17 protein-coding genes are annotated in these 21,566 nt (G+C 70.9%); 5 read left to right on the forward strand and 12 right to left on the reverse strand.

What is annotated here, in order from left to right; all coding sequences use genetic code 11:
- Positions 1–76: 76 nt before the first annotated feature.
- On the reverse strand, positions 77–2,206 hold the full coding sequence (locus EST54_RS27895) for a phosphocholine-specific phospholipase C (protein ID WP_129250490.1): 2,130 nt from the start codon (positions 2,204–2,206) through the stop codon (positions 77–79).
- A 330-nt stretch (positions 2,207–2,536) separates the two neighbouring features.
- Between EST54_RS27895 and EST54_RS27900 the strand changes: the two genes are divergently transcribed.
- Entirely contained in the window at positions 2,537–4,249 is a 1,713-nt protein-coding gene (locus EST54_RS27900; RefSeq protein WP_129250491.1) for a chitinase, read from the forward strand.
- Here EST54_RS27900 and EST54_RS27905 read toward each other — a convergent pair.
- Positions 4,234–4,683: an ATP-binding protein gene (locus EST54_RS27905; protein ID WP_129250492.1), complete on the reverse strand. Its 450-nt coding sequence runs from the start codon at positions 4,681–4,683 to the stop codon at positions 4,234–4,236. The genes EST54_RS27900 and EST54_RS27905 overlap by 16 nt on opposite strands.
- A gap of 113 nt (positions 4,684–4,796) precedes the next feature.
- Here EST54_RS27905 and EST54_RS27910 point away from each other — a divergent pair, with 113 nt between their 5' ends.
- The 3 genes from EST54_RS27910 to EST54_RS27920 are packed head-to-tail and all read left to right on the forward strand — an operon-like array spanning position 4,797 to position 6,963.
- Positions 4,797–5,621, forward strand: a complete 825-nt coding sequence (locus EST54_RS27910) for a helix-turn-helix domain-containing protein (RefSeq protein ID WP_129250493.1) — start codon at positions 4,797–4,799, stop codon at positions 5,619–5,621.
- Positions 5,618–5,941 (forward strand): DUF397 domain-containing protein, encoded by a 324-nt coding sequence (locus EST54_RS27915; RefSeq protein ID WP_129250494.1) that lies wholly within the window; start codon positions 5,618–5,620, stop codon positions 5,939–5,941. The genes EST54_RS27910 and EST54_RS27915 overlap by 4 nt, the downstream gene beginning before the upstream one ends.
- Positions 5,942–5,958: 17 nt before the next feature.
- On the forward strand, positions 5,959–6,963 hold the full coding sequence (locus EST54_RS27920; protein WP_129250495.1) for an aldo/keto reductase: 1,005 nt from the start codon (positions 5,959–5,961) through the stop codon (positions 6,961–6,963).
- A gap of 25 nt (positions 6,964–6,988) precedes the next feature.
- On the opposite strand, the gene EST54_RS27925 is transcribed toward EST54_RS27920, so the two are convergent.
- Complete coding sequence (locus tag EST54_RS27925; protein WP_174857532.1) at positions 6,989–8,662, reverse strand: N,N-dimethylformamidase beta subunit family domain-containing protein; 1,674 nt, start codon at positions 8,660–8,662, stop codon at positions 6,989–6,991.
- Between the two features lie 272 nt (positions 8,663–8,934).
- Between EST54_RS27925 and EST54_RS27930 the strand changes: the two genes are divergently transcribed.
- Positions 8,935–9,780 carry a COG4705 family protein gene (locus EST54_RS27930; protein ID WP_129250496.1) on the forward strand — a complete coding sequence of 282 codons (846 nt, stop codon included), beginning with the start codon at positions 8,935–8,937 and terminating at the stop codon, positions 9,778–9,780.
- 290 nt (positions 9,781–10,070) lie between these two features.
- Here EST54_RS27930 and EST54_RS27935 read toward each other — a convergent pair whose 3' ends face one another.
- From EST54_RS27935 to EST54_RS27975, 9 genes are all read right to left on the reverse strand, one after another.
- Positions 10,071–10,532 (reverse strand): hypothetical protein, encoded by a 462-nt coding sequence (locus EST54_RS27935; RefSeq protein WP_203525387.1) that lies wholly within the window; start codon positions 10,530–10,532, stop codon positions 10,071–10,073.
- A gap of 280 nt (positions 10,533–10,812) precedes the next feature.
- Complete coding sequence (locus EST54_RS27940) at positions 10,813–11,709, reverse strand: LLM class F420-dependent oxidoreductase (protein ID WP_129250498.1); 897 nt, start codon at positions 11,707–11,709, stop codon at positions 10,813–10,815.
- A gap of 201 nt (positions 11,710–11,910) precedes the next feature.
- Positions 11,911–13,419, reverse strand: coding sequence for an Asp-tRNA(Asn)/Glu-tRNA(Gln) amidotransferase subunit GatB (gene gatB / locus EST54_RS27945; RefSeq protein WP_129250499.1), 1,509 nt, complete (start codon positions 13,417–13,419; stop codon positions 11,911–11,913).
- Between the two features lie 16 nt (positions 13,420–13,435).
- Positions 13,436–13,669: a hypothetical protein gene (locus tag EST54_RS27950; protein ID WP_129250505.1), complete on the reverse strand. Its 234-nt coding sequence runs from the start codon at positions 13,667–13,669 to the stop codon at positions 13,436–13,438.
- Between the two features lie 5 nt (positions 13,670–13,674).
- Complete coding sequence (gene gatA, locus EST54_RS27955) at positions 13,675–15,168, reverse strand: Asp-tRNA(Asn)/Glu-tRNA(Gln) amidotransferase subunit GatA (protein WP_129250500.1); 1,494 nt, start codon at positions 15,166–15,168, stop codon at positions 13,675–13,677.
- A gap of 5 nt (positions 15,169–15,173) precedes the next feature.
- Positions 15,174–15,470, reverse strand: coding sequence for an Asp-tRNA(Asn)/Glu-tRNA(Gln) amidotransferase subunit GatC (gatC, locus tag EST54_RS27960; protein ID WP_006602950.1), 297 nt, complete (start codon positions 15,468–15,470; stop codon positions 15,174–15,176).
- A 525-nt stretch (positions 15,471–15,995) separates the two neighbouring features.
- On the reverse strand, positions 15,996–18,104 hold the full coding sequence (locus EST54_RS27965) for a putative bifunctional diguanylate cyclase/phosphodiesterase (protein ID WP_129250501.1): 2,109 nt from the start codon (positions 18,102–18,104) through the stop codon (positions 15,996–15,998).
- A gap of 156 nt (positions 18,105–18,260) precedes the next feature.
- Entirely contained in the window at positions 18,261–20,477 is a 2,217-nt protein-coding gene (gene ligA, locus EST54_RS27970) for an NAD-dependent DNA ligase LigA (RefSeq protein ID WP_129250502.1), read from the reverse strand.
- Between the two features lie 31 nt (positions 20,478–20,508).
- Positions 20,509–21,522, reverse strand: coding sequence for a methionine synthase (locus tag EST54_RS27975; protein WP_129250503.1), 1,014 nt, complete (start codon positions 21,520–21,522; stop codon positions 20,509–20,511).
- Positions 21,523–21,566: the final 44 nt, after the last annotated feature.

Raw genomic sequence — 21,566 nt, forward strand, 5'->3', positions numbered from 1 at the left:
GGAGTCGGTCACCGGCTGAGGCGGAGAGGGAGGGAGCGGCCGGTCCCCCGCCCCGGCCGCTCCCTCCCTCTCCGCCTCAGCCGGTGACCGACTCCCGCCCGTTCTCCACATGTCCCATCAGCCGCCGGTGGAAGGTCGCGTCCTCGGCGACCGTGAGAGCGAGGTCGTACCAGCCGTGCGCGTCCCGGGTGTCGTACGCGACGGTGCGGACGGCCCCGGCCTTCACCGTCACCGTGCGCGGTGCCCCGTCCGAGCCCGCGCCCGCGCCCGCGTAGGCCAGCGGCTTCAGGGTGCAGGTCAGATCGGCGCGGCCGGGGTTGGTGACGGTCAGATGCAGGGTGCGCCGACCGGCGTCGATCCGCGTGGCGAGGCCGACGGCCGCGGCCGCGCCCCGCGCCGTCCCGGCGAACTCCCGCCGGAAGCCGTTCGGTCCGGTCACGGTGAAGCGGTAGGTACCACCCTTTACCGGGACATCCCACTCGCCCTCTTCCCGCACCTCACGGTGCTGTGGCGCGTCCCACTCCTTCGCGTACGGGTAGAGCGCCAGGTGTACGGCGGCCCGGCCGACGTTGCGCACGGCCATCCGGAAGACCGCGGCGCCCGGGTCGAAGCCGCCGTCGGCGTCCGGCTGGTACGGCAGCGCCCTGGCCGGCCGGCTGCCGGGCTCCTGCCGGGGCAGTTCCTGGCGCAGCGGCGGCCACGGTGACCAGCGCCCGCTGAACGCCGGGACCGGGCCGGGCCGGTGCACCGCCGGCTGTCCGCGCCCGCGGGAGAAGTCGAAGGCGGAGGTCAGATCCCCGCAGACGGTGCGCCGCCAGGCGCTGATGTTCGGTTCCCTGATCCCCGTCCAGCGCTCCAGGAACCGGGTGATCGAGGTGTGGTCGAAGACTTGCGAGCAGGCGTAGCCGCCGACCGACCACGGCGAGATGACCAGCATCGGCACCCGCATGCCCAGACCGGTCGGCAGCCCGTCCCAGAACTCCCCGTCCGTCCCCGGCGGCGGCACCGGCGGCGGCACATGGTCGAAGAACCCGTCGTTCTCGTCGTAGGTCAGCAGGAGCACGGTGTGCCGCCAGACGTCCGGGTTCCTGCCCAGCGCGTCCAGCACCTTGTAGACGAGGGTGGCGCTCGCGGCCGGCGAGGACGCGCCGGGGTGCTCGGAATCCGCGGCGGACGGGACGAGGTAGGACACCTCGGGCAGCGTGCCGCCCGCCACATCGGCGGCGAAGGCGTCCGCGGTGCTGCCCGGCCCGCCGCGCCGCAGCGCCCGCTCGAACAGGCTCCGCTCGCCGCGGTCCAGGCCCCGTACGCCCTCCTCCAGCAGCGCCGTCAGCCGGGTACGCCCGGCCTCGTCCGCACCGGCCAGCTTGGTGTAGAAGGCGGTCATGGTGTGTACCCCGTCCACCTTCACCAGGGCCTTCTTCGCGACCGCCTTGAAGACGGCGTAGAACTCCAGGTTGTTGTCGGTGAAGTTGTCCCACTCCTGGTAGACCCGCCAACTGCGGCCGGCTTTCTCCAGCCGCTCGGCATACGTGGTCCAGGTGTAGCCGGTGTGGGTGTCCTCCTCGTAGGCGTCGTTGCCCACCGCCCGCTTGCCGTTGGGCTCGAAGCCCGTCCACCCGCTCACCAGATGGTTGCGGTTGGGGCTGGTGGAGGAGTGGATGGCGGAGTGGTAGGCATCGCAGACGGTGAAGGTGTCCGCCAGCTCGTAGTGGAGCGGGACGTCCTGCCGGTCGTAATACGCCATCGTGGCCGCAGTCTTGGCGGTGACCCAGCCGTTCATCCAGCCGCCGTGCCAGGCCACCGCCCCACCGAACCAGCTGTGGTCCAGCGCCCCGATGTACTGCAGGTCCTTCTTCTGCGACGCGGCCGCCGCCCGTACCGGGAAGGGCAGGACGGTGCCCAGCCCCAGCAGGCCGGGCTGCTCGTAGATGCTGCGGCCACCGGGCAGTTCGACGGCGTTGCGGTCCCCGTAGCCGCGGACGCCGCGCAGCGTCCCGAAGTAGTGGTCGAAGGAGCGGTTCTCCTGCATCAGCACGACGACGTGCCGGACGTCCGCCAGCCCTCCCCCGCCCCGCGCCGGCCGCGCCGCCTCGTCCGCCAGCGCCTGCTGCAACGACGGCGGCAGCAGCGAGCCGGCCATCGCCGCCCCCATCGCCGCGGCCCCCACGCCCAGTACCCGTCTACGAGACAACTCCGGTGCCACGCTCGACCTCCCAGTCGACGGCCATCGCTACCGATCGCTACGCGCCCTGCCCATCCGTGCGACGAGGCGACGGGGACGGTAGTGGACGGGGGTGCCGGAGAACAGGTGTACGGGGCGCCAACTTCTCTACGCCGCAGGGCCGTTGATGCCCTGGGTGGCGGTCCGCGACCGTCGCCGCCCCGGGTGGTGGTCCGCGACGGATGCACAAGTCCCCATCGCGCCACACCTCTTGACCGACCCATTGGTCTGAACCATTCTGTGGCCAGGAGCGGTGGCCACCGTCTTGCTGCAGTTCTCCCCGTGTTCCCCCCTACGGCACTGGAGACAGCCATGCCTCGCACCGCACACACCCGGCCGGCCCGCCGCAGACGCCTGCTCGCGACGGCACTGACGGCCCTCGCCGCCGCGGCGGCCACCCTGTCCGGCTCCACCCCGGCCGCCGCCGCCGACGTCAACGCCGCCAGGAACGCAGGCTACGAATCCGGCCTGAGCAACTGGACCTGCTCGGCGGGCAGCGCCAGCACCACCGGCTCCCCCGTCCACAGCGGCACCGGCGCCCTCAAGGCCACCCCCACCGCCTCCGACAACGCCACCTGTTCCCAGACCGTCGCCGTCAAGCCCGGCGCGACCTACCGGCTCAGCGCATACGTCCAGGGCTCCTACGTCTACCTGGGCGCCTCCGGCACCGGCACCACGGACGTCTCCACCTGGACCCCGTCCGCCACCGGCTGGCAGCAGCTCAGTACCACCTTCACGACCGGACCGGCCACCACCTCGGTCACCGTCTACACCCATGGCTGGTACGGCCAACCCACCTACTACGCCGACGACTTCAGCGTCCTGGGACCCGACGGCGGGGGCGGCACCGACCCCGGGCCACAGGTCCCGGCCGCGCCCGACGGCCTCACCGCCGGCGCGGTGACCCCGTCCTCCGTGGCCCTGTCCTGGACCCCGGTCTCCGGCGCCACCGGCTACACCGTCTACCGCGACGACACCAAGTACGGTGCGGTGAACGGCACTTCGGCCACGGTCTCCGGCCTGGCGGCCGCCACCTCCTACCGCTTCCAGGTCTCGGCCACCAATGCGGCCGGCGAATCGGCCCGTTCGGCACCCCTCACGGCCACCACCGCCCCCTCCGGCAGCGGCGGCACCCCCGCCGTCCCCCGGCACGCGGTCACCGGCTACTGGCAGAACTTCAACAACGGCGCGACGGTCCAGAAGATCAGCGACGTGCCCGCCCAGTACGACATCATCGCCGTCGCCTTCGCCGACGCCACCACGACACCCGGCGCCGTGTCCTTCTCCCTCGACTCGGCCGGCCTCGGCGGCTACACCGTCGACCAGTTCAAGGCCGACATCAAGGCCAAGCAGGCGGCCGGAAAGTCGGTGATCCTCTCCGTCGGCGGCGAACGGGGCACCGTCTCCGTCAACGACGCCACATCGGCCGCCAACTTCGCCGACAGCCTCTACGCCCTCATGCGGCAGTACGGCTTCGACGGCGTCGACATCGACCTCGAAAACGGCCTCAACCCGACCTATATGAGCCAGGCGCTGCGCTCGCTCTCCCAGAAGGCGGGCGGCCACCTCGTCCTCACCATGGCGCCCCAGACCCTCGACATGCAGTCCACTTCGGGCGGCTACTTCCAGACCGCGCTGAACGTGAAGGACATCCTCACCGTCGTCAACATGCAGTACTACAACAGCGGTTCGATGCTCGGCTGCGACGGCAAGGTCTACTCCCAGGGGACCGTCGAATTCCTCACCGCCCTGGCCTGCATCCAGCTCGAAGGCGGCCTCGCCCCCTCCCAGGTGGGCCTGGGCCTGCCCGCCTCCACCCGGGGCGCGGGCAGCGGCTATGTCGCCCCGTCCGTCGTCAACGCCGCCCTGGACTGCCTCGCACACGGCACCAGCTGCGGCTCCTTCAAACCGGCCAGGACCTACCCCGGCATACGGGGCGCCATGACGTGGTCGACCAACTGGGACGCGGCGAGCGGCAACGCCTGGTCGGACGCGGTCGGCCCGCACGTTCACGGCCTGCCGTAGCCCGTGCCGCAGTCCTTGCCGTAGCAGCGGAACTCGCACCACATGATCTTCCCCGGCACGCGCTCGCCGACGCCCCACGCGTCGGCGAGCGCGGACACCAGCAGCAACCCCCGCCCGGACTCGCCCTCGTCACCGTCGTACGGCAGCGACACGGGCAGCCGCGGCTCCCCGCCACCGCTGTCGTGCACCTCGACGCGCAGCAGCCCGCACTCGTCCAGCGCCAGCACCAGCCGGTAGCCACGGCCGGGCGGAACGCCGTGCAGCAGCGCGTTGGTGGCCAGTTCGCTCACGCAGAGCAGGACGTCGTCCGCGAGGTGGTCCAGGTCCCAGTCGGTGAGGGCAGTACGGGCGAACTGCCGCGCCCGCGGGACGGATCGGCGCTCGCGCCGGTAGAACGCCGTACGGGCACAGAGCGCCCGGATCTCCTTGTGCATAACCGCCACTGTCACAGTGCGTGACTATGCTGGGCCACAGCGTCAGGTCGTACGGATTCGCTGTACGACATCTGGCGGTGTCATGCCGTCACGGGGAGGGGAAGGCAGAGCGCATGCACCCGGCGAACAAACCGAAGAGGATCACTTCCTGGCACGTGATCGGCGCCCAGCTGAGCCACTTCCGCAGGGCCGCCCGCATCACCCAGCCCACGCTGGCCGAGCGGGTGGGACTGCACGAGGACACGATCGGATCGATCGAGCAGGGCCGCAGACCGCTGAAGATCGACCTGGCGGAGACGCTGGACGAACTCCTCGACACGAAGGGCGCGTTGGCCGTAGCCGTGGCCAAGGTTCCCGAACGGGAGAAGCTGCCCGCGTTCGTCCAGGACCTGGTGGAGCATGAGGAGGAGGCGCTGACGCTGCTGTCGTACGAAAACCAGGTGGTGCCCGGCCTGTTACAGACCGAGCCGTACGCACGAGCAACATTCGACTCCCTCTACCCGCCACTGGACGAGGGACAGGCCGAGGAGTGGGTTTCCGGACGAATCAGCCGACAGAAGCTGCTGGAGCGCAAGAAGCCTCGGCCCATGCTCAACTTCATCCTGGAAGAGGTGGTGCTCCACCGGCCGATCGGCAGCCCGGAGACCCTCCGCGCCCAGCTCCGCCATCTCCGCTCGTGCGCCGAACTCCCCTTCTTGGGGCTACAGATCATGCCGACGGCCCGACGTACCCATGCTTCCCTGGATGGTCCGCTGGTCCTGTTGGAGACCCCCGAACACGATCACCTCGCCTACATCGAAGCGCAACGGATCAGCTTCCTGGTCGACGATCCAGATCAGGTCAGCGTGTATCAACAGGTATATGGGATGCTGCGGTCGCAGGCCCTCACCCCTGAGGAGACGAAGAGCCTGCTGGACGACTTGCTAGGAGAGTCATGACCAGCACAGCAGCCCAGCACTTCTCTCACGGTCTTACCTGGTTCAAGTCCAGCTACAGCGGCAGTGCAGGCGGCAACTGCATCGAAGTAGCTTACGAATGGCACAAGTCGAGCCACAGCGGCAGCGAAGGCGGCAACTGCATCGAGGTCGCCTACGACTGGCACAAGTCCAGCTACAGCGGCAGCGAGGGCGGCGACTGCCTGGAAGTGGCCGCCTGCCCCCACGCCATACACATCCGCGACTCCAAGAACCCCACCGGGCCGTCGCTCACCCTGAGCGCCGCCGCCTGGTCCGCGTTCCTCGCCGACATCACCAACTGACCGGCGCCGGGGGGACGATGAAGTACCGACGGCTCGGTACCCACGGCCCGGGCGTCTCCGCGCTCGGCCTCGGCTGCATGGGGATGTCGGCCTCGTACGGCGTCCCGGACGACGCGGAGTCCGTGCGCACCCTCGACCGCGCGGTCGAGCTCGGCATCACCCTGCTCGACACCGCGGACGCCTACGGACAGGGCGCCAACGAGGAGTTCCTCGGCCGCTGGCTGCGCAGCCGTACCGCCGCGCAGCGGGACGGGCTGGTCGTCGCGACCAAGTTCGGGCTGCGGCACGACGCCGCGACAGGGCGGGTGAACGAGGTCGACTCCTCCGCCGCCTGGGTGCGCGAGGCCTGTCACGCCTCGCTGTGCCGCCTCGGTACGGACCGCATCGACCTCTACTACCTGCACCGACGCGATCCGGCCGTCCCCATCGAGGAGACGGTCGGCGCGATGGCCGAGCTCGTCGCCGCCGGTGCCGTACGCCATCTGGGTCTCAGCGAAGTGAGCCCGCAGACGCTGCGCCGGGCACACGCCGTCCACCCCATCAGCGCCGTCCAGTTGGAGCACTCCCTCTTCACGCGGGATGTCCTGGAGGGCGAGATGCGGGCGACCTGCCGGGAGCTGGGCATCGGCGTCGTGGCGTACTCCCCGCTCGGGCGCGGCATGCTGACGGGTGCGCTGGCGTCCCGCGACGACCTCACCGCCGAGGACGCCCGGCGCCGGTGGCCACGGTTCTCCGCGGACAACATCGACCGCAATCTGCGCCTCGTCCAGGCCGTCCGTACGATCGCCGAGTCCCTCGGCTGCACCCCGGCCCAGGCCGTCCTCGCCTGGCTGCTCGCCCAGGGCGAGGACATCGTCCCGATCCCCGGCACCAAACGCCGTGCCTACCTGGAGGAGAACGCGGCAGCGGCCGGAATCGCGCTGGACCCGGAGCAGGCGGCCCGGCTCCGGGCGGCCGTGCCCGACGGCGCCGTCGCCGGGGAACGCTACCCGCTCGCCGCCCTGGAGCGACTGGGCCACTGAGCCGGGCCGGGGCGGCCGACCAGCCTCAAGTTCCGTACACGCTCGCTACGTTGTCCCGCGGTACCGGCCGGATCTTCGCGGCAGGGCCCACGGCAAAAGCACGGAGCAGATTCTCGGTGGTGCGGGTGACGAAGGCTCGCGTCCGGCCGTCCATACCGTGATCGCGGCCGTCGTCACGCGTCCCGGCCATGAGGGCCTCGACCCACCGCATCGTGCCGGAGGAGAAGACTCCGGCGCCGCTCGGCACGGTGTAGTAGGCGGAGTCCGCGTGACTGCTCCGGCCGTTGCAGACCAGCGGGGAGTGGGCGAGGATCTCCAGCCGCGCCGGTGTGGGCGCTTCCGGCGTGACCCGGTCGTACTCCACCCCGACGAGGTGATCGAAGGCCGCGCCGCGCTTCACTCCCGTCCCCGCGAAGAGCCAGTGGTCCGCGCTGTGCACGACATAGGGCGCGTCCGTCGGATAGCCCTCGTAGAAGACGCCGGTCAGGGCGGACTCCGGGTCGGCGGCTGGCGGTTGGCGGAAGTCGTGGGTCGGCAGGGCCCGGTGCGGACCGGCGAAGTGCGGATCGTCCCGGTAGGAGGTCTTGTAGCAGACCACGGTGCGCAGGGCGCCGGACGGCCCCGGCTCCAGCCTGACCCGGCGGAAGCAGGCATTGGCCCCGAGGAAGGCCAGGTTGGTGCCGGCGTCGCGGGCCCGGGTGACGTGCTGCCGCTGCTGCGGGGTCCAGTACTCGTCGTGGCCGGGCGAGAGCGCCGCCGTGGCGCCCCGCAGCGCCGACGGGGTGCGGTGGACGTCCAGACCGGTGGTGTAGGCCAGCGGGAGGCCCAGCCGTTCCGCGAGGACCACCAGCGCCCGCTCGTAGACCAGGAACTTCCCGGCACCGTTGGTGTCGTACGGCCGGTCGAAGCTGACCGCCAGCGACCGCGTCCCGTACGCGCCGTCCGCACCCCGGTAGAGGCTGTAGCCGCCCCATGCGTTGTACGCCTGCCAGGTCGTCACCGCATGCATCAGCACCGTCCGGCCCGCGGCCCGCGCCGAGCGGACGATCAGCGGGACGTACCGCTGGTGCCCGTGCTCCGCGTCCAGCCGGAGCAGATAGGCGCCCGGCGGCCAGCCGTCGGTGCGTACGGCGAGGCTGCGCTGCCAGTCCGCCCGTACGCTGCGGGTCCCGGGCAGCAACCGCGGGGGGCGCTGGCGCCGGCCGGCGACCCGCTGCGAACGCCAGACGAGCCGGGCCTGGGCCCCGCGGTACCAGCCCACCCGGTAGGCCGCAACGTGGAAGCCGGGTGCGGTGGTCGAGACGTACAGCCCGAACTCCTCGCCCGGCAGGACGCTCACCTTGTCGGTGTAGCCCTGGACGGCGTCGGGCGGACCGGCCGAACGGATCCGCCAGTCGGGGTCTCCCGGCCGGTCCCGCTCCGCGGCCAGGTCCGGCTGATCGCCACCGGTGGGGCCGGCGCCGGGCCCCCCGCCTGACGTGGAGTCACAGCCGGCGGTCACCCCGGCGGCGAGACCGGCGGCCCCTACGGCGGCGGCCCCGAGAAATCGCCTGCGGCCCAGGCCGACGGGGTTGCCGGAGCCGGCGGGGCATCCGAGGCCCTCAGGACACGGGCGGCTGACCCCGTCCGCGCAGCCTGCACCGCCGCATTCCGCGCCCTCCAGGCACTGATGATCACCATGCTGTGGGTCGTCGCCCATCGCGCTGCTCCCGTGCGCACCCTTCCCACCGAGCCGTCGGGACGATCCTCTGCCGACACGCGCCGCCGCACGACCCCAGGAGGCCCGAATGCGGGTACGGCGGCCTCCGGAACCGCAGACCGGAGGCGGCCGCGGCTCACCCCATTCGATCGTCTACAGTCGTGTAGACGAAAGCTGGGCAGTGGCCACCGACCACGCGTGGCCGGCTGAACAGCGCCCGAAATGCACAAGGTTGCCGATACGGCGCAGCGCGCCGGAAGGGCGGACAGGCGATGGCGCAGTCGAGCAGCGAGGCGCTGGCACGGCCCGTGGGCGAGGGATGGTCCCGCACCTCCTTGCCCGAAGGTGGACACGGACCGGGCTGGAGCAAGGTACCGCAGGTCACGGCTCTGTTCTGGGGAGTGAAAGTACTCACCACAGGCATGGGCGAAACGGCCTCGGACTACCTCGGCCGGACGCTCGGACCGATACCGGCCGGCAGCCTCGGACTGGCCGGGCTGGTGACCCTGCTGATCCTCCAGTTCCGGACCACCCGTTACCGGCCCTGGATCTACTGGTCCGCCATCGTCATGGTCAGCGTCTTCGGCACCATGGCCGCCGATGTCGTGCACGTCGTGGCCGGCATCCCGTACACGGTCTCGGTCATCGCCTTCTCCGCCGCGCTGGCCGCGATCCTGGCGGCCTGGTACGGGTCCGAGGGAACGCTGTCCATCCACAGCATCCGCACCCGCCGCCGCGAGACGTTCTACTGGGCGACCGTGCTCGCCACCTTCGCCCTGGGCACCGCGGTCGGTGACCTCACCGCGGGCACCCTGCGCTGGGGCTATCTGCCCTCCGGCCTCCTGTTCACCGCCCTCATCGCGGTGCCCGCACTGTCCGGACGCTTCCTCGGCCTCAACGCCGTCGCCGCCTTCTGGTGGGCGTACGTGCTGACCCGCCCGCTCGGAGCCTCCTTCGCCGACTGGATGGGCGTCTCCCCCTCCCGCGGCGGCCTCGGCTGGGGCACGGGACCGGTCACCCTGACCCTCATCGTCCCGATCATCCTGCTCGTGGCCTACCTGGCGATCAGCCACAAGGACACCCCGGCTGAGCAGCCGGCCAACGGGAGCGCCACCTGAGGGCAAAGAAGCAGCGATAGCGATGTCGCCCGACTAAGACCGCGACCTGCACGGTGCCGAGCACGATCCGCGCAGGTCAAGGCATCTCCATCTTCATCGGGATCTTCTGGGCTGTTATTTCAGTCCAGAAGATCCCTGGCCTCGTAACCGGAAAACCCGATGTGGACGAGCGGAAGAACAAGCTTCTCCCAGCGGGACCGCCACAGCATTTCCGTGCTTCGCAGGGCACACAGAAGCTCAATGCAGTAATGGGGGACCAGGCCGGAGTGCGGCGGGACTGCGCCACGTCATCAGCTGTCGATGGCACGTCCTGCTTCCAGGCCGGCATCCGTACTGCGAAGCCAGCAGGGCTCGAAGCGGTCCAGGGATGTCAGCTCGCCCCATTCATCCGAAATGTGTTCAAGGATCTTTTGAGTGCCGCCCGGCCAGTCGAGGAAGTCATATTGATCGGCAGTCGAAGTCGAGAGTTCGCCAGCCTTCATGAGCCCGCTGGAGAGAAGAAACCTCACGACCAAAAGTGCGGCGTCCTTGATATCGCGAGAGGCGGGTTCGCCCGGCTGGTTCCACCAGGATTCCCTCTCACTCTCCACGAGGGAGACAACGGTAGTGAGCCCCACCCAATCTTCAAGCCCCTGAAAAAGCACTTCCTCCACAACCGGATCATCCAAAGAGACCATCATTTCCCTCCCTTGGGGACGTGCGAGGTCCTCGATCGCCGTGGCTGCGGCCCGGTAGGGCGGCTGATGCCGCACGCAGCTTGTCCTGGTGGCCGTTGGGCCAGTACTTCGCGATGACGTCGGGAACGTCGCTGTGTCCTGGCCCCATGGCCGAGGCCGCGTCGGGATACATGATGTCGGTGAACACGGGCGGCGCTGGATACTTCTCCGGCCCGCCTTTCCCACCCTTGGCAAAGGAAATCTGGCGCAGAGCGCAGGGAAATCCGAGCGGCGTGCAGGCCGGACAGCCAGGACATGGCCCACACCCCCAGGCCTCATGTCCCACCAACGTCCGGCCCGCCACACCGGGCACGGTCTAGAGCAACACCGGTGCCAGTTCCCGCAGTTGCTCGATGCCCAGGCCCCGGTCCGCCACCAGGGGCTGGAGGGCGACATGGTCCGCTCCGGCGTCGTGGTGTTCCTGCACGCGCCGTCGGATGGCGTCCACGTCACCCCATGCCACGATCGCGTCCACCAGCCGGTCGCTGCCGCCGTCGGCGAAGTCCTCGTCCCCGAAGCCGAGTCGGCGCAGATTGCCGGTGTAGTTCGGCAGCTGGAGATAGAGGCGGGTGTGGTGTTCGCGGGCCAGGGAGCGGGCCGTTGCGGGGTCGGACTCCAGCAGCACGGCCTGTTCGGGCGCGAGCAGCGGACCGGTACCGAGGATCTCGCGGGCGCGGGCGGTGTGCTCAGGCGTGACGAAATAGGGGTGGGCGCCGGCCGTCCGCTCCCGCGCCAGCTCCAGCATCTTCGGGCCGAGCGCCGCCAGCACCCGGGCGGGCGGGGGATCGGCCACCGGCCCCGCGTACGGCGCCGCGTCCATCGCGTCCAGATACTCGCGCATGGCCGCGAGCGGCTTGGCGAAGGCGTGGCCGCGCGCACCCACGATCGGGGCGTGGCTCGCCCCCAGGCCGAGCAGGAAGCGTCCGTCGTACGCCTCGGCCAGGGTCTGTGCGGCATTGTGCGTGGCGGAGGCGTCCCGTACCCAGATGTTGGCGATGCCGGTGGCGACCGTGATCCGCCCCGTCGCGGCCAGCAGCAGAGCGGCCTGGCTCATCGACTCGGTGGCCGGCGTCTCCCCGAACCACAGTGCGCCGTAACCCAGTTGCTCGATCTCGGCCGCCGCCTGACGCGCGACGGCGGCCGGCACCCGGCCAAGCCCGCCGTGCCAGACACCGACCCGACCGATCCGGGAAGCAAGGGCGTGCTGCGGCATCGTTCCTCCATTGGCTGAGGGGTGGCGAGCCCCGCCCGCCTCGGGACGGCGTACGGGACTTCTCCTCGGTCACAGCACGGCGGAGCGGCCCGGCATTCCCCGTAGCCGATCGCGTGAGCCCATCGGGTGAACCACATGGCGAAGCGGCCGCCCTTCCGGAGAAGGACGGCCGCTCGGCGTCGTACGCAAGAAGCAGACGCGTCAGCCCTCGACGCCCAGCTTCTCAAGGATCAGCTCGCGTACGCGGGCCGCGTCCGCCTGGCCGCGGGTGGCCTTCATGACCGCGCCGACCAGGGCGCCGGCCGCGGCCACCTTGCCGCCGCGGATCTTGTCGGCGATGGCGGCGTTGGCGGCGATGGCCTCGTCCACGGCGGTGCCCAGGGCGCCCTCGTCGGAGACGACCTTCAGGCCGCGCTTCTCGACGACGGTGTCCGGGTCGCCCTCTCCGGCCAGCACGCCCTCGATGGTCTGGCGGGCCAGCTTGTCGTTCAGCGAGCCGTCGGCGACGAGTGCGGCGACCCGGGCGACCTGCTCGGGGGTGATCGGCAGGGCGGCCAGCTCGATGCCGTCCTCGTTGGCGCGGCGGGCCAGCTCGCCCATCCACCACTTACGGGCCGAGGCGGAGTCCGCGCCGGCGTCGACGGTGGCGGTGATCAGGTCGACCGCGCCCGCGTTGAGGATCGACTGCATATCGTGCGCGGAGATGCCCCACTCCTCGCGCAGCCGGTTGCGGCGCACCCGCGGCAGCTCGGGGAGCGCGGCCCGCAGTTCCTCGACCCACTCGCGGGAGGGGGCCACCGGCACCAGGTCCGGCTCGGGGAAGTAGCGGTAGTCCTCGGCCTCTTCCTTGATGCGGCCGGAGGTCGTGGAGCCGTCCTCCTCGTGGAAGTGCCGGGTCTCCTGGATGATCGTGCCGCCGGAGGAGAGCACCGCGGCGTGCCGCTGGATCTCGAAGCGGGCCGCCCGCTCCACGGAGCGCAGCGAGTTGACGTTCTTGGTCTCCGAACGCGTACCGAACTTCTCGGTGCCCTTGGGGCGCAGCGACAGGTTCACGTCGCAGCGCATCTGGCCCTGTTCCATCCGGGCCTCGGAGACGTCCAGCGCCTTGATGAGCTCGCGCAGTTCGGCGACGTACGCCTTGGCGACCTCGGGGGCCCGCTCGCCCGCACCCTCGATCGGCTTGGTGACGATCTCGATGAGCGGGATGCCGGCGCGGTTGTAGTCCAGGAGGGAGTGCCGGGCGCCGTGGATCCGGCCGGTGGCACCACCGATGTGGGTGGACTTGCCGGTGTCCTCCTCCATGTGCGCGCGCTCGATGTGCACCCGGAAGATCTCGCCGTCCTCCAGCTGTACGTCGAGGTAGCCGTCGAAGGCGATCGGCTCGTCGTACTGGGAGGTCTGGAAGTTCTTCGGCATGTCCGGATAGAAGTAGTTCTTCCGGGCGAAGCGGCACCATTCGGCGATGGAGCAGTTCAGGGCCAGGCCGATCTTGACCGCGGACTCGACACCGGTCGCGTTGACGACCGGCAGCGAGCCGGGCAGGCCCAGGCAGGTGGGGCAGGTCTGCGAGTTGGCGTCCGCGCCGAGAGCCGTGGAACACCCGCAGAACATCTTGGTGTTGGTGCCGAGCTCGACATGGACCTCCAGGCCCATGACGGGGTCGTACGTCGCGAGGGCGTCCTCGTACGACACCAGGTCAGTGACAGTCACGGTGAAACTTTCCCTCTCAGCCCAGCAGGACGTCGTCGTCGCCCAGGCGCTTCAGTTCGCGGTAGAGGATCGCCAGGCCGGTGACGATCGCCGCGGCCGAAACGGCGGCATCGATCAGGCGGAGCGTGTCGTTCTCCTTGCGGGCCAGCTTGGCCTGCTTGGCGACGCCGATGGCGCCGAACGCGGTGCTGCCGATCGACAGGTACAGACCGGACTTCGACTTCTTGAAGTTCTTGGCCTTCTTGGTCATGGCGCTCACAGTGCAGGTGCCTCCTCAAGCAGCGGGTGACCCCACGCGGCGGTGAACGCGGCCTCGACCGCGGCACCGACCTTGTAGAGCCGGTCGTCGGCCATGGCAGGGGCGATGATCTGCAGGCCCACCGGCATCCCGTCCTCGGGAGCCAGGCCGCAGGGCAGCGACATGGCCGCGTTGCCTGCCAGGTTGGTGGGGATCGTGCACAGGTCGGCGAGGTACATCGCCATCGGGTCGTCGGCGCGCTCGCCGATCGGGAAGGCGGTGGTCGGCGTGGTCGGCGAAACGATCACGTCGACCTGTTCGAAGGCCTTCTCGAAGTCGCGGGTGATCAGCGTCCGCACCTTCTGGGCGGAGCCGTAGTACGCGTCGTAGTAGCCGGAGCTGAGCGCGTACGTGCCGAGCATGATCCGGCGCTTGACCTCGGGACCGAAGCCGGCCTCACGGGTCAGGGCGGTGACGTCCTCGGCGGACTTGCTGCCGTCGTCGCCGACCCGCAGGCCGTAGCGCATGGCGTCGAAGCGGGCCAGGTTGGAGGAGCACTCCGAGGGCGCGATCAGGTAGTACGCGGACAGCGCCAGGTCGAAGGACGGGCAGTCCAGCTCGACGATCTCGGCGCCCAGCTCCTTCAGCAGTGCGACGGACTCGTCGAAGCGCTGGATGACACCGGCCTGGTAGCCCTCGCCGCGGAACTGCTTGACGACGCCGACGCGCATGCCCTCGACGCTGCCGTTGCGGGCCGCCTCGACGACCGGCGGGACCGGCGCGTCGATGGAGGTGGAGTCCAGCGGGTCGTGGCCGGCGATGACCTCGTGCAGCAGCGCCGCGTCCAGGACCGTACGGGCACAGGGGCCGCCCTGGTCCAGGGAGCTGGAGAACGCCACCATGCCGTAGCGGGAGACGCCGCCGTAGGTGGGCTTGACGCCGACCGTGCCGGTGACGGACGCGGGCTGGCGGATGGAGCCGCCGGTGTCCGTGCCGATGGCGAGCGGGGCCTCGTAGGAGGCGAGGGCGGCGCTGGAGCCGCCACCGGAGCCGCCGGGGATCTTGGTCAGGTCCCAGGGGTTGCCGGTCGGCCCGTAGGCGCTGTTCTCCGTCGACGACCCCATGGCGAACTCGTCCATGTTGGTCTTGCCGAGGATGACGACGTCGGCGGCCTTGAGCTTCTTGGTGAGCGTGGCGTCGTAGGGCGGGAGCCAGCCTTCGAGGATCTTCGAACCGACGGTGGTGGGAATCCCCTCCGTCGTGAAGATGTCCTTGAGCGCGAGCGGGACACCGGCCAGCGGGCCGAGCTTCTCGCCGCGGGCCTTCTTCTCGTCCACGGCGCGGGCCTGGGCCAGCGCGCCCTCGCGGTCGACGTGCAGGAAGGCGTGCACCTTCTCGTCGACGGCCTCGATGCGGGCCAGATGGGCCTCGGTCACCTCGACGGCGGTGACCTCACCGGCGGCGATCTTCGCCGCGATCTCGGCGGCGGTGAGCTTGATCAGGTCTGCCATGTCGGTCACTCCTCCCCCAGGATCTGCGGCACCTTGAAACGCTGCTGCTCCTGGGCCGGGGCGCCGGAGAGCGCCTGCTCGGGGGTCAGCGACGGACGGACCTCGTCCGGCCGCATGACGTTGGTCAGGGGCAGCGGGTGGGAGGTCGGCGGTACGTCTTGATCGGCGACCTCGGAGACGCGGGCGACCGCGCCGATGATGTCGTCGAGCTGTCCGGCGAAGTGGTCGAGCTCTTCGGCCTTCAGCTCCAGACGTGCCAGCCGGGCGAGGTGGGCGACCTCCTCGCGCGTGATGCCAGGCATGCAGCGATCCTCTGCTGGGTTCTCGGAGTGTTCTTGGCTGTAGCTGTATATGCGGACCCAATCCTATGGCGTCCCGCAACGGAATCGCGCAGGCCTTTCCGCGGGGGCACCGGGGGCCCGCCGCAGGCCGTCGGCGGCGGGCGGCGGGTGGCGGCGAGCGACCTGCGGCGGGTGGCGGCGGGTCGCGACCGGCGGCCGTCGTCCGGGGCCGTCGTCCGGTGCCCAGTGCCCGGCGCCCTTCGTCCGGGGCCGTCGTCCGGCGGCCCGGTCAGCGGTCGCCGGACGACGGGCCGCCGGGGCGGTGATCTCCGGTGGCTTCGGGATCGTCGCGGGCCGGCTCGGTGGTTTCGGGATCGTCGCGGGCGGGCTCGGTGGACCGGTCACCCCGACGGGGCGGGAGCTGCGGCACCGGGTGTGGTGCCGGAGCCTCCACGGGGGCTTCCCCGGGGTCTTCTTCGCGGTCTTCTTCGAGGTCTTCTTCGAGGTCTTCTTCGGAGCGGGGACACGGGACGGCCGGTGGCCGGGTCAGTTCAGGACCTGTCCCGAAGGGCGCTCGGCGGCCTTCTCCGCCGCCAGGGCGGCCGTCTCCGATTCACGCTGCCAGCCGCGCTCACCGCGGGCTCTGAGCCAGGCCGTGGTTTCGTCCGGTGGCATCGCGGCGGCCACCAGCCAGCCCTGTACGGCGTCACAGCCGAGGTCGCGCAGCCGCTCCCAGGTCTCGTCGTCCTCGACGCCCTCCGCGACGACCAGGAGGCCGAGGGAGTGGGCGAGGTCGAGGGTGCAGCGGACGATCTCCGCGTCCTCGGTGTCGACCGCCAGCCGGGCCACGAAGGAGCGGTCGATCTTCAGCTCGCTGACCGGGAGGCGCCGCAGATGGACCAGGGAGGAGTAGCCGGTGCCGAAGTCGTCGAGGGACATCTTCACGCCGTGCGCGGTGAGCCCGGCAAGGGTGTCGGCCGCCCGCTGGGGGTCCTCCAGGAGGACGTGCTCGGTTATCTCCAGTTGGAGGGCGCCCGGTGGGACGCGGTGCCGGGCGAGCCGCGCGGCGACCGCTCCGGCGAAGCCCGGGGAGTGCACGTCGCGCGGGGAGACATTGACGGCGACCGGAACCTCCAGGCCCATCGCGCGCCAGCGCGCCACCTGGGCGAGGGCGGTCTCCAGGACGTACTCGGTCAGCCGCGGCATCAGCCCGGAGGACTCGGCGATGGCGATGAACTCGTCCGGTGGGACCCTGCCGCGGTCCGGGTGCACCCAGCGGACCAGTGCCTCCAGCCCGGCGACATGGCCGTCGAAGCCGACCTTGGGCTGGTAGTGCAGCTCGACGTCGCCCGCGTCCAGGGCGCGCCGCAGATCGCCCAACAGGCCGAGCCGGTCGGGGGTGTTGCCGTCCCGCTTGGCCTCGTAGAGCTCGACGCCGCTGCGGTCGCGCTTGGCCTGGTACATCGCCACATCGGCGCGGCGCAGCAGGCCTTCGGCGTCGAGGGCGTGGTCGGGGAAGACCGCGACCCCCGCACTGGCTTCGAGCACGAGGGTCAGCCCGTCGAGATCCAGCGGCGAGCCGAGGGCGGCGACGAGATGGCGGGCCGCCCGCTGGGAGCTGGTGAGGGAGTCGGTGGTGGGCAGCAGGACGGCGAACTCGTCACCGCCGAGCCGGGCCGCCTCGGCGCCGCGCGGGAGGGCGTGCCGCAGCCGTTCCGCGATCTGCAGCAGCAGCCGGTCGCCGGCGAGGTGGCCGAGGGTGTCGTTGACGGAGCGGAAGCGGTCCAGGTCGATGAGGACCAGCGCGGAGCGGGCGCCGACGCGTTCGGCGTCGTCCAGCGCGGTCCAGGTGCGCTCCAGCAGCCACTGGCGGTTGGGCAGGCCGGTGAGCGGGTCGCGCAGCTGCTCCTCGGCTCGGGCGCGGGCTATCCACAGGGTGGAGTCCAGCGCGATCAGCGGGACCGCGAACAGCGGCAGCAGCAGCGGGGCGTGCACGGCGCAGACGGCGATCAGCGGGGAGATCCCGAGCAGGGCGATGCCGACGAGTGCCTGTCGTACGACGGCGGTTCGGGGGATGGCGGGCAGCTGCCCGGTGCGCGGGGTGAGGCTGAGCCAGAGCAGGCCGCGGCTGACGGCGAGATAGCCGGCGGCGGTGACGACGACTTCGGGGAGGACGGAGAGGTTCCAGGCCGGCGGGGACCACGGGTGGCGGACGCTGGAGGCCACGCCGAACGCGGCGAGGCCGAGCGCCGCGGCTCCGATGCCGAGGATGTCCACGGCGCCGTGCACCACGGCCTGCCGCCAGCGGTGGCGCCGGGCGGCGCCGACGAGGACGACGACGGAGAGGCTGACGAGGGTGGCGGGCACCCAGCCGAACAGCAGCAGGACGGCGAGGGCGAGCGCGGCGCCGGAGCCCGTGCCGCCCCACCAGCGGTCCCGGCCGAGGGCGACCAGATGGCCCACGATGATGCCGGTGAGGACCGCCAGCGACCAGCCTATGGAGCCGCCGGGGAACAGCGCGTCACCTTCGCCGAGGTTCACGAGGACGCCCGTGGCGAGCGCGAGGCCCGCCACGGTGACGATGGTCCCGGGCAGCGCGGGCACGACGAGCCGCCGGAGCCGCGACGCCGGAGCGGCGCTGTCGGTCGGTTTCATTCCGATCCCTCTCACAGCCGGCTGTGCCCGCGCCACGGCAGGCGCACTCCTCAACAGTAGGCCGCGGAAGGCCGCCGCGGGCAGCGATCGGTGACGGTTGCCCGAATGCGACCAGGCGTCGCGGATCAATCTGGTATGCGCCGATGGGGTGACACCTCACTCCTCTTCAGGCGGAGTGACAGCTACCGCTCGTGCTGCGTCCGGACCCTGTTCCAGCAGCACCGCGAAGCCATCATCGTCCAGCACGGGGACCTTCAACTGCATGGCCTTGTCGTACTTCGAACCCGGGTTGTCGCCCACCACTACGAATCCGGTCTTCTTCGAAACGGAACCGGTCACCTTCGCTCCGAGGTTCTGGAGGGCCTCTTTCGCGCCATCTCTGGTGTGTGACTGAAGTGTGCCCGTTACGACGACGGTGACGCCTTCCAGGGGCCGCGGGCCCTCATCACCCGTTTGCTCCTCCTCCATCCGGACACCGGCGGCCCGCCAGCTCTCGATGATCTGCTGGTGCCAGTCCACGGCGAACCACTGCTTGAGCGAGGCGGCGATGGTGGCCCCGACGCCGTCGACGGCGGCGAGTTCGGTCTCGTCGGCGTCCCGGATGCGGTCGATCGAGCGGAACTCCCGCGCCAGCGCCTCGGCGGCCACCGGGCCCACGTGCCGGATCGACAGACCGGTAAGGATCCTGGCCAGCGGGCGTTGCTTGGCCGCCTGGATGTTCTCCAGCATGGCCAGGGCGTTCTTCTTCGGCTCGCCCTTTTGATTGGCGAAAAAGGTGACAACCTTTTCCTCGCCGGTCTTCGGATCGCGCTTGGGCAGGCCCGAATCCGGGTCCAGGACATAGGACTTGATGGGCAGCAGCTGCTCGATGGAGAGGCCGAAAAGATCGCCCTCGTCCCTCAGCGGCGGCTCCGCGGGCTCCAGCGGCTGGCTGAGCGCGGTCGCCGCGACATAGCCGAAGTTCTCGATGTCCAGGCACTTGCGGCCGGCGAGGTAGAACAGCCGCTCACGGATCTGGGCGGGGCAGGAACGGGCGTTGGGGCACCGCAGGTCGACATCGCCCTCCTTGGCGGGCTGCAGCGCGGTGCCGCACTCGGGGCACTCGGCCGGCATCACGAACTCCCGCTCGCTGCCGTCCCGCAGATCGACGACCGGCCCCAGGATCTCCGGAATGACGTCGCCGGCCTTGCGGATCACGACGGTGTCGCCGATGAACACGCCCTTGGCCTTGACCACGTCCTGGTTGTGCAGGGTCGCGAACTCCACCTCGGAGCCGGCCACCGTCACCGGCTCCACCACGGCATACGGCGTGACCCGTCCCGTACGGCCGACGCCGACGCGGATGTCGACCAGCTTGGTGTTGACCTCCTCCGGCGGGTACTTCCAGGCGATCGCCCAGCGCGGCGCGCGCGAGGTCGAGCCCAGCCGCCCCTGGAGCCGGATCTCGTCCAGCTTGACGACGACACCGTCGATCTCGTGCTCGACGGCCGTACGGCGGGTTTCGGCGTCGCCGTAATGGGCGATGAACTCGCGGACCGCCGCCAGGGAGTCGACGACCTTGTTGTGCGCGGCCGTCGGCAGGCCCCACTCCTTGAGCAGGTCGTAGGCCTGCGACTGACGGTCGATCACCAGGCCGTCGCGGGCACCGACGCCATGGACGACCATGTGCAGCGGGCGACTGGCGGTGATCTTGGGATCCTTCTGCCGCAGCGAACCGGCCGCGGCGTTACGGGGGTTGGCGAACGGCGGCTTGCCGTCGGCGACCAGTCGCTCGTTGAGCTCCAGGAACTTCTCCATCGGGAAGTAGACCTCCCCGCGCACCTCGACCAGATCCGGGATCCGGTCGCCCTTCAGACGGTGCGGGATCTCCGCGATCGTGCGGACGTTGGGGGTGATGTCCTCGCCCGTACGGCCGTCCCCGCGGGTGGCGGCGCGGGTCAGCCGGCCGTGCTCGTAGGTGAGGTTGACCGCGAGGCCGTCGACCTTCAGCTCGCACAGGAAGTGATAGCCGGCACTCCGGGGATCGCCGCCCAGCTCACCGGCGATCCGCTCGGCCCAGCCGGCCAACTCCTCGTCGTCGAAGGCGTTGTCGAGCGAGAGCATCCGCTCGCGGTGCTCGACCTCGGTGAACTCCGTGGCGTAGGCACCGGCGACCTTCTGGGTCGGTGAATCGGGGGTGCGCAGCGCGGGGTGCTCGTCCTCCAGGGCCTCCAGGGAGCGCAGCAGCCTGTCGAACTCCGCGTCGCTGACGACCGGGGCGTCCTTCACGTAATACCGGAAGCGGTGCTCCTCGATCTGCTCAGCGAGCTGCGCGTGCTTCTCCCGCGCCGCCGCGGGCACGTCGGATCCCGCTGCGTGCTGTTCGCCAGCCACCGTCTTGTCCTCCCGTGGTCCTTGAGTGCGGTCACTCAGGGTTGTCTGCGAGTGATCTCGCCGCCCGGACGCAGTGGGCGAGGGCCGAGCGGGCATAAGCGGGCGAAGCGCCCGCGAGCCCGCAGGACGGAGTGATCACCACGGACTCGCTGAGAGTCCCCGGCGTCAGCCCCAGCCTGCGCCACAGCGTCCTGACACCCATGACGCTACCGGCAGGGTCTGACAATGGGCCGTCCACGCCCGGCACCACGCCTGCGAACAGCGTCGTCCCGCCCTCGACGGCCTCCCCGACTGCCTCCTCCTCACGCTCGGTGAGCAGCGAGAAATCGAACGAGATGCCCGCGACGCCGGCCCGCCGCAGCAGCCCGAAGGGCACCTCGGGGGCGCACGAGTGGACGACCACGGGACCGCCCTCCGCCACCCCGACAAGATCACGCAGCGCGCCCTCGACGACCGCCCGGTCGACGGCACGGTAGGTCCGGTAGCCGCTGGCGGTCTTCACCCGCCCCTGGAGCACCGACGTCAGCGACGGTTCGTCGAGCTGGAGCACGACCCGGGCGCCCGGCACCCGCCGCCGTACGTCCGCGAGATGGCCGCGCAGCCCCTCCGCCAGGGACGCGGCAAGATCCCGGCAGGCACCGGGGTCACCGACCGCCGCCTCGCCGCCGCGCAGTTCCAGGGCGGTGGCCAGGGTCCACGGGCCGACCGCGGAGACCTTCAGCGGCCCCTCGTACCCCTGGGTGAACTCCTCCAGGGCATCGAGATCCTCCCCGAGCCAGGCGTGGGCGCGCCGGGTGTCGCGGCCCGGCCGGTCGCTGACCCGCCAGCCGCTGGGCTCCACATGGCCGTAGACCTCGACGAGCATCCCCAGGGTCCGCCCGATCATGTCGGCGCCGGGCCCCCGGGCCGGGAGTTCGGGCAGGTAGGGGAAGGCCTCCAGCGAACCGGTGACGGTCTTCGCTGCCTCTCGTGCGTCACCGCCCGGCATCGACCCGATCCCGGTCGCCGCACCCGCGGCCCACTTCTGCGTGCTGTTCTCACTCACCCAGGCAGGGTATGCGGCGGCGGGGTGGCGGGGGTGGGGTGGAG

The sequence above is a fragment of the Streptomyces sioyaensis genome (genome assembly GCF_004122735.1).
Taxonomy (GTDB): Bacteria; Actinomycetota; Actinomycetes; order Streptomycetales; family Streptomycetaceae; genus Streptomyces; species Streptomyces sioyaensis.

What these genes read in the sequence shown, in the direction of transcription:
- EST54_RS27905 (WP_129250492.1), bottom strand. Translation starts at nt 4,683, where the DNA reads ATGCACAAGGAGATCCGGGCGCTCTGTGCCCGTACGGCGTTCTACCGG.
- EST54_RS27965 (WP_129250501.1), bottom strand. Translation starts at nt 18,104, where the DNA reads ATGAAACCGACCGACAGCGCCGCTCCGGCGTCGCGGCTCCGGCGGCTC.
- gatA (WP_129250500.1), bottom strand. Translation starts at nt 15,168, where the DNA reads ATGGCAGACCTGATCAAGCTCACCGCCGCCGAGATCGCGGCGAAGATC.
- EST54_RS27900 (WP_129250491.1), top strand. Translation starts at nt 2,537, where the DNA reads ATGCCTCGCACCGCACACACCCGGCCGGCCCGCCGCAGACGCCTGCTC.
- EST54_RS27950 (WP_129250505.1), bottom strand. Translation starts at nt 13,669, where the DNA reads ATGACCAAGAAGGCCAAGAACTTCAAGAAGTCGAAGTCCGGTCTGTAC.
- EST54_RS27920 (WP_129250495.1), top strand. Translation starts at nt 5,959, where the DNA reads ATGAAGTACCGACGGCTCGGTACCCACGGCCCGGGCGTCTCCGCGCTC.
- EST54_RS27910 (WP_129250493.1), top strand. Translation starts at nt 4,797, where the DNA reads ATGCACCCGGCGAACAAACCGAAGAGGATCACTTCCTGGCACGTGATC.
- EST54_RS27925 (WP_174857532.1), bottom strand. Translation starts at nt 8,662, where the DNA reads ATGGGCGACGACCCACAGCATGGTGATCATCAGTGCCTGGAGGGCGCG.
- EST54_RS27930 (WP_129250496.1), top strand. Translation starts at nt 8,935, where the DNA reads ATGGCGCAGTCGAGCAGCGAGGCGCTGGCACGGCCCGTGGGCGAGGGA.
- EST54_RS27940 (WP_129250498.1), bottom strand. Translation starts at nt 11,709, where the DNA reads ATGCCGCAGCACGCCCTTGCTTCCCGGATCGGTCGGGTCGGTGTCTGG.
- EST54_RS27915 (WP_129250494.1), top strand. Translation starts at nt 5,618, where the DNA reads ATGACCAGCACAGCAGCCCAGCACTTCTCTCACGGTCTTACCTGGTTC.
- gatC (WP_006602950.1), bottom strand. Translation starts at nt 15,470, where the DNA reads ATGCCTGGCATCACGCGCGAGGAGGTCGCCCACCTCGCCCGGCTGGCA.